The organism is Myxococcus sp. AB025B (assembly GCF_006518215.1).
Lineage (GTDB): Bacteria > Myxococcota > Myxococcia > Myxococcales > Myxococcaceae > Myxococcus > Myxococcus fulvus.
The window spans coordinates 24,848-31,905 of record NZ_SRLW01000093.1 but is presented as its reverse complement, the minus strand read 5'-3'; the positions used below and the strand labels follow the sequence as shown (position 1 = coordinate 31,905).

At 71.1% G+C, this 7,058-nt stretch carries 6 protein-coding genes; all 6 read left to right on the top strand.

Features of this window, described 5'->3' with window-relative positions:
* The coding region (locus tag FL311_RS17620; RefSeq protein ID WP_141326281.1) for an FUSC family protein at window positions 1–1,884 on the top strand (1,884 nt) is incomplete at its 5' end.
* A gap of 95 nt (window positions 1,885–1,979) precedes the next feature.
* Window positions 1,980–3,269 carry a hypothetical protein gene (locus tag FL311_RS17615; RefSeq protein ID WP_141326280.1) on the top strand — a complete coding sequence of 430 codons (1,290 nt, stop codon included), beginning with the start codon at window positions 1,980–1,982 and terminating at the stop codon, window positions 3,267–3,269.
* Window positions 3,270–3,683: 414 nt separating this feature from the next.
* Entirely contained in the window at window positions 3,684–3,980 is a 297-nt protein-coding gene (locus FL311_RS17610) for a DUF3325 family protein (RefSeq protein ID WP_141326279.1), read from the top strand.
* 2 nt (window positions 3,981–3,982) lie between these two features.
* Complete coding sequence (locus FL311_RS17605) at window positions 3,983–4,240, top strand: hypothetical protein (RefSeq protein WP_228556922.1); 258 nt, start codon at window positions 3,983–3,985, stop codon at window positions 4,238–4,240.
* Entirely contained in the window at window positions 4,237–5,787 is a 1,551-nt protein-coding gene (locus tag FL311_RS17600; protein WP_141326278.1) for a PepSY domain-containing protein, read from the top strand. Before FL311_RS17605 ends, FL311_RS17600 begins: the two co-directional genes overlap by 4 nt.
* Window positions 5,788–5,822: 35 nt before the next feature.
* The gene (locus FL311_RS17595) at window positions 5,823–7,049 is read left to right on the top strand and encodes an MxcI (RefSeq protein ID WP_141326277.1); all 1,227 of its coding nucleotides are present in this window, start codon (window positions 5,823–5,825) and stop codon (window positions 7,047–7,049) included.
* Window positions 7,050–7,058 lie beyond the last annotated feature (9 nt).

Here is a 7,058-nt window from a genome sequence, read left to right as displayed (position 1 = left end):
AGGGTGATGGGGGCCGTGGCGATGCTCGGCGCGCTGGTGGGCACCGTGGCGGCGCTGGCGGGCGGGCGGCTGTGGCTGGACGCCACGCTGCTTCTCGTGGGCGTCTTCGTGATGACCTTCGCGCGGTGCTACGGCGACACGGCGGGCTCGGTGGGGGAGAAGCTCGCGGTCATCTTCGTGGCGTCGCTGGGCGCGCACGCGGTGGAGCTGGACGCGGCGCTGACGCGCGGGGGCGCGCTGCTGTTGGGCGGAGGCTGGGCGATGCTCCAGTCGCTGGTGCTGTGGCCGGTGCATCCGTATCGCCCCTCGCGCCGGGCCATCGCGGACGTGTACCTGTCGCTGGCGGCGGGCGCGAGGGACCTGGCGACGCTGTCGCGTGAGGGCGCCTCGGCGGAGACGTGGGCGGTGGCCACGGCGCGGCACCTGCCCCTGCGCGCGAAGATCGAGAAGGCGCGCCAGACGCTGGCGACCACGCGGGTGGGGCGCGCGGACGAGACGCTGCGCGGGGAGCACCTGCTCGTGCTGTTGGAGCTGAGCGAGCAGCTGCTCGGGGTGTTGTTCGCCCTGGAGCAGGCGATGGAGGTGGCCAGCCCCGAGCGCGGGCTGGGGCCGGTGCGCGAGGAGGTGGCGCGGGTGTGTGACTGGTCCGCGGACCTCTCGGAGCGGGTGGCCAAGGTGTCGCTCTCCCCGGAGGCCGCGGCCGTCTACTGGCCCCTGTTCCCCACCAACGGCGAGGAGCTGGGGCGACACGACTCGTGGCTGCGGGTGGTCCCCGTCTCGGTGACGGAGCTGCTCGCGCGCCTGCGGGGCCACTGCGTGGCGGCGCAGCGGGCGGCCATGGCCATGCGGCGCGGGGACCCGGTGTCGCTGGAGAACGCCTGGTCGCTGCTGCCCTCCGACGAGCGACGGCCCTTGCTGCAGCCCTTGCGCGCGAACCTGCACTCGCGCTCGGTGGTGCTGCGCCATGCGCTGCGCGCGGGGACGGTGGCCGCCGTGGCGCTGATGCTCACGCGCGCGTTGGGGCTGGGCGAGGCGTACTGGGTGGTGCTCTCCACCATCGGCATCTTGCAGCCCTACTCAGCGAACACGGAGGAGCGCGCGCTCCAGCGCGTCACGGGCACGCTATTGGGCGGGACGCTCGCGGCGGTGATTGCCACGCAGGTGGGCTCGCCGCTGGTGCTCATCGTGGTGATTGGGGTGCTGACGGCCACCTCCGTGTCGCTGTTGCCCCTCAACTTCGGCGCCTTCCAGATTCTGCTCACCCCGGACTTCCTCCTGCTCGCGACGCTGAGCGCGGGGGACTGGACGGTGGCGGAGAACCGCGCGCTCGGGGTGCTGCTGGCGTGTGTGCTGGCCTTGGCGGGGGTGTGGCTCTTGTGGCCCTACCCGGAGCGGCGGCGCTTCCCGGACGCGGCGGCGACGGTGCTGCTCGCGGATGGGAACTACTTCCGCCAGGTGGCGGCGAGCCGCGATGGACGCGAGCCCCGGGTGAGCGCGGCGCGGAGGGATCTGGGCCTGGCGCTGCTCGACGCGGAGGCCTCGTTCGAGCGGCTGATGGCCGAGTACCGGGGCCCCGCGCACCGGCTGGAGCCCGCGATGGCGCTGTTGACGTACTCGCGCAGGCTGGCCGCCTCGGTGACGGCATTGGGGGAGCAGAAGGGCGTGATTGCCTCCTCGGAGGTGCTGGACGTGGTCGCGCACAGGGCGAGCGGCACGCTGGATGTGCTGGCGGAGTCCCTGCGCAAGGGACAGACGCCGCCGCCGATGCCCGAGCTCCCCTTGCGACGCATCGCGAATGACCCGGTGTCGGGGAAGCTGGTGGAGCGGGTGCCTCGGCAGTTGGAAATCCTCCATGGCGCGGTGGAGAAGCTCACTGTCGGATGATTCCGCGTAAGGGGTTTCCGCTAGGGATTGTTCCCGGTGGGTCGTGACTGACGGTTCGGTGGCAACCGGGGTTCGTGACTTCCGATAATCCAGACATGAGCCCCATCAACGAACTGAACCGCCGTCGCCAGCCCGTCGTCCGTCCGCCGGAGCCGCCGCCGGCGGAGAAGAAGACTCCCGCCCAGGCGAAGCCGGCCGCGCCGAACCGCGTGCTGCGGGACGAGTCGCTGTTCGAGACGCCGGGCGCGAAGCCTCGGCTGGAGCTCAACCCGCAGAGGGCCTTGGCGGAGAGCCCCGCGACGCCGCCCAAGGGCGGCCGGCTGGACATCGAGGCCATCTCCAACATGACGGACCCCGTGGCGCGCAACCAGGCCATCACGGAGGGCTACTTCCAGTTGTCCAATGACATGGCGGGGCTGCTTGGCAAGGAGAACGCCAACTGGGCCACCTTCGGGGTCTGGGCTTCCAAGCAGGCCGGGGTGAGCATCCGGCAGGAGGACCTGCCCAAGGTCTTCATGGACCAGCTCAAGAACAGCAACGCCTGGGCCAGTGGCCTGACGGCGGGCGCGCTGTCGGTGCTCAGCCCCGTGGCGCCGCTGCTGGTGGAGGGGCTGAAGGTCCCCATCCGGGACGCGCTCAACCGCGTCAGTGACGCCATCGCGGACGGCAACAAGAAGCTGTTCCAGGACATCGCCCCGGAGTTCCAGCGCTTCACGGAGACCTTCAAGGGCGACACGAAGTACGACGCGGCGAAGGTGGAGAAGTACCTGGCGGCGTTCCCGCCCGGGAAGGAGAACCTCAAGGCGGCCTTCGCCGACTACGCCAAGGCGATGTTCGAGAGCGACCCGAACAAGAAGGCGGAGCTGATGCTGGCCGCCAACAACCGCGTGGGCGTGCACGAGCAGTCGCTCATCCAGGGCGAGGTGGACCGCGCGCTCAACGCGCCGCTCAAGGAGACCTTCCGCCCCATCGCCGAGGGCATCGTGGATGGGTTCGGCAACGCGCTGCCGTTCCCCGGCAACCTCGCCTACAAGGGCGCGGAGGCGACGGGCCTGGTGGACAAGGCCATCGACAGCGTGGTGGACGCGCTGGCCGGCCAGTTCCGCCAGTTCGCGACCGAGCACATGATGAAGATTGGCCTGCCCAATGGCTCGCTCAGCCTGGGGGATGACATCACCCCGGGCAACCAGGGCGCCTTCCCCGAGCATCTGCGCACGATTGAGAGCGGCGACCTCAACCGGCTGCTGGGCCAGTACGACAAGACGCCCAACTCCCTGAGGGGCTCGTCGGCCAATGACTGGTCGAAGTTCGACCAGCGCATGAACTACATCGTCGACCTGTTCCGCTCCCGCCAGAGCGACCCGAGCCTCTTCAACGCGCCCTGAGGCGCCTCAGACGCCAGTGACAGCATTCCCGCCACGTGCCTTCCACCCTGGGAAGGCGTGGAGGTGTGGAATGCGTCCTGGCCTCTGGCTCCTCGGCGTCGTCCTCGTCGTCACGGGCTGTGCCGGGGGCGACGCGTCTTCTCGCAGGGGGACGCTCCAGCAACGCTCCGGGTTGGCGCAAGACGCGTGGCCGGATGCGCGCGGCCGAGCCTGCTCCTCTGCTCCGGATGACCCCTGGATTCCAGGCGCCCAGCGTCCAATCCCAGCGCCGGAAACCCGTGTTCCAGGCATAGACGGAGACCCTCCAGGACGGCTTCCCGCCGCGCCTTGACATCCCTTCCCGGGTGCAGTTGAACTGCGCGCGATTCGCAACTGCGAATCATTCTCAAGTTTCCGCGTGCCCCCGAGGAGGACATGGCGACATCGACCCTGCTGATGGTGCTGGGCCTCGCCGTGCTCCGTGGCGTTGCGCTTCCGGACGGGCTCCATCGCCACCGAGCGAGGGCGCTGGGCGCGCTGTGCGTGGCGGCGTCCGTGGCGTTCGCGGTGAGGGCGCAGGGGTGGGGCGTGGGGCTGACGTGCGCGGTGGTGCTGGCCATGTTGGTGGCGCCGGTGCTGGCGCTGGCGGTGCCGCTGTGGCCCCGGGCGACGCGCTTCGTCTGGCCGGTGTGCGCGCTGGGGCTCGCGGGCCTGTGGCTGGGAGGCGCCTGAGGATGGCGCACCCGCACGGAGCCGCGCGAATCTCCGCCGCCGTCACCGCGGCCCCCGCCGCCGCCGTGCTGGCGAGCCTGGCGCTGCCGGCGGTGGTGCCCGTGGCGGAGGATGTCCGGTTGTTGCTCGCGCTGCTCGTCGTCCTGCCCGCGGTGGCCACCGGCGTGTGTCTGGCGTTGCTCTCCCGGAGCGGCGCGCGCGCATGGGGCGGCTGCGCGCTGGTCTGCGCCCTGTCGTCGCTCGTGTTGGTGCTCACGTGAAGCTGTCGCCCCGGGCCTACGAGATCCTCTGGGACGCGCACGCCTGGGCGGGCGTGCTGTCATCGCTGGTGCTGTTCGTGACGTTCTTCCTGGGCGCGTTCGCCCTGTTCGCGGAGGAGCTGTCGCCCTGGCAGGAGCCCACGTTCCGCGCGCCCGTGGCCGTGTCGGAGGCGCGGGCCGTGGAGCTGGCGCAGCAACTGGCCGAGGCGGAGACCCGGGCGCATCCCGTCTGGTTCGGCATCTCCCTGCCCACCGCCGAGGAGCCCTGGCTGCGGCTGTGGCGCATGTCCCCGGACGGGGCCATCAAGCCGCTCTGGGTGGACCCGGTGTCCGGGCGTCAGCTCGGAGAGCGCAGCGACCTGGGCGAGTTCCTCAACGCGATGCACTTCCTGGAGCCCATCCCCGGCGGCGCGCACCTGACGGGCCTCGCGTCCGCGGTGCTGGTGCTGCTCATCGGCACCGGGCTGCTGCTCCAACTGGGCCGCATGCTGCGAGAGCTCGTCCAGTTCCGCCCCAAGGGCGCGCGGCGGGTCATCTGGTCGGACGCGCACAAGGTGATTGGCGTCATCACCGCGCCCTTCCTGCTCGTCTTCGCGGTGACCGGCGGCGTCCTCTGGCTGGACGACTGGTTCGAACCCGCCGTGGTGAAGACGTCGCTGGACGGCGACCTGAAGGCGCGTGAGCGCATCGTGGACTGGCCCACGCCGCCCGCCGCCGTGGGTCGCGATGCCGGCGCGCCAGACCTGGCGCACGCGCTGGCCGTGGCGAAGCAGCGCTTCCCCCAGTCCGAGCACAGCCACTTCTTCTTCGACCACCTGGGGGACGAGAACGGCACCGTCCACCTGCCGGGGGAGCGCGAGGGCACGCTCCACGCCTTCACCCACGTGCGCGTGGCCCGCACAGGCGAGCTGCTCTGGGCGCGCGAGACCGGGGGCGGGACCCTGTACTCGCAGGTGATGGACCCCCTGTACGGCCTGCACTTCGCCACCTGGGCCCGCTTCCCCGCCAAGGTGCTCTACGCGCTGCTGGCCTTCGTCTCCGCGTTCGGCATCCTCGCGGGCAACCTCTTGTGGCTGGAGCGCCGGCGCGCGAAGGGGCAGAGCCGCTTCGACACCGCGCTCGCGAAGCTCACCTCGGGCTTCAGCGCGGGGCTCGCGCTCGCGGTGGGCGGCGTCTTCGTGGCCAACCAGCTGCTGCCCGCGGAGCTGTCCGAGCGGCCCTTCTGGGAGCACACCGTCTTCCTGGCCACGTGGGGCCTGTCCATCGCCAGCGCCTGGCTGGACGCCTCGCCCGCCAGGCACGCGCGCCGGCTGCTCTGGGGCGCCAGCGTGCTGCTGTTCCTCGTCCCCCTCATCGACGCGGCGCGGACCGGGCGGCTGCCCTTCGCCTCCGGCTCCGCGCACCTGCTGGCGACGGAGCTGGGCCTGTTCGCCCTGGTCCTGGTGCTCGTGGGCGCCGCGGGCGTCATCCGCCGCCTCCAGCGGCCCCCGGTCCTTCCTTCCACCGCACCGGTCGAACCGGAGGCCCCCGCCCCCGTGCCGACCTGAGCTTCACCCCTCCCCCCGAAGACGGAGTTGTCCCCATGAGTACGTTCCGCCGTTTCGCCACGGCCTCGGCCGCCACCTCGCTGCTGCTCTCCTCCGCCCTGGTGGGCTGCGGTGACGACGACGAGAAGAAGCCGGACCCGACGCCCACGGAGAAGCCCGCCTACAGCCTGGCCACGACCGTCTCCCAGACGAACGGCGCCGTCACGTACGTGAGCCTCTTCGACTCGCTGGACGTCACCCGCCTGGACCTCACCAAGGCCAGCGAGCACTCCGGCTACGCCACCATCGGCGCCGTCGAGGGCCAGCTCTTCGTGGGCGACGGCGAGAAGCCGGAGATCTCCCGCTTCACCATCGGCGATGACGGCTCGCTGGTGGCCGCGGGCCGCATCAGCTTCGCCAACTACGGCTTCACCGCCTCGGCGCCGCTCTACCTGAACCAGTTCGTGGACTCCACGCGCGCGTACATGTCGCTGGAGGAGTCGCGCCGCGTGGTGTGGAACCCCACGACGATGCAGATCTCCGGCACCGCCGACGCGCCGGGCCTGGTGCGCGAGCGCGAGGGCCTGGTGGTGAAGACCGGCTTCGACCGCGCCCGCGTCACGCGCGGCAACGACGTGTTCCAGGCGTTCTACTGGACCGACGGCAACTACTTCGACTTCCTGCCCACGTCTCAAATCGCCGTCTACTCGAAGGCGAACGACAGCCTGGTGAAGCTGCTGGACGCGCCCTGCCCGGGGCTCGACGTGGCGACGCAGGACGAGGCCGGCAACCTCTACTTCAGCAACTGGGTGTTCAGCAGCGCGGCGCCCCTGCTCAAGGACGGCGCGCCCGATACGTGCGTGGTCCGAATCAAGGCGGGCGAGACGGAGCTCGACGCCGCGTGGACGCGCTCGCTGTCCTCGCTGGTGGGTGGCCGTCAGACGGCGGCGTTCCGCTACCTGGGCAACGACGTGGGCGTGGTCGCCGTCTTCCACGATGAGAACGTGGACCTCACCCCGACGACGGCGCCCGGCGTCATCACCGGCGGCCTCCACTGGAAGCTCTGGCGCGTCAACCTGGCGACGAACTCCGCGACGCCCATCGACGAGCTGGGCTTCATCGCGGGCGGCTACTACGCCTTCAACATCGAAGGCCGCACCTTCCTGCTGCTGCCCACCGCCGACTACGCGCGCACCGCCATCTGGGAGCTGGGCGTCAGCGGCACCCCGGTGAAGCGCTTTGAGGTGCAGGGCTGGGCGTACCAGTTCCTCCAGGTGCGCTGAGACGTCGCT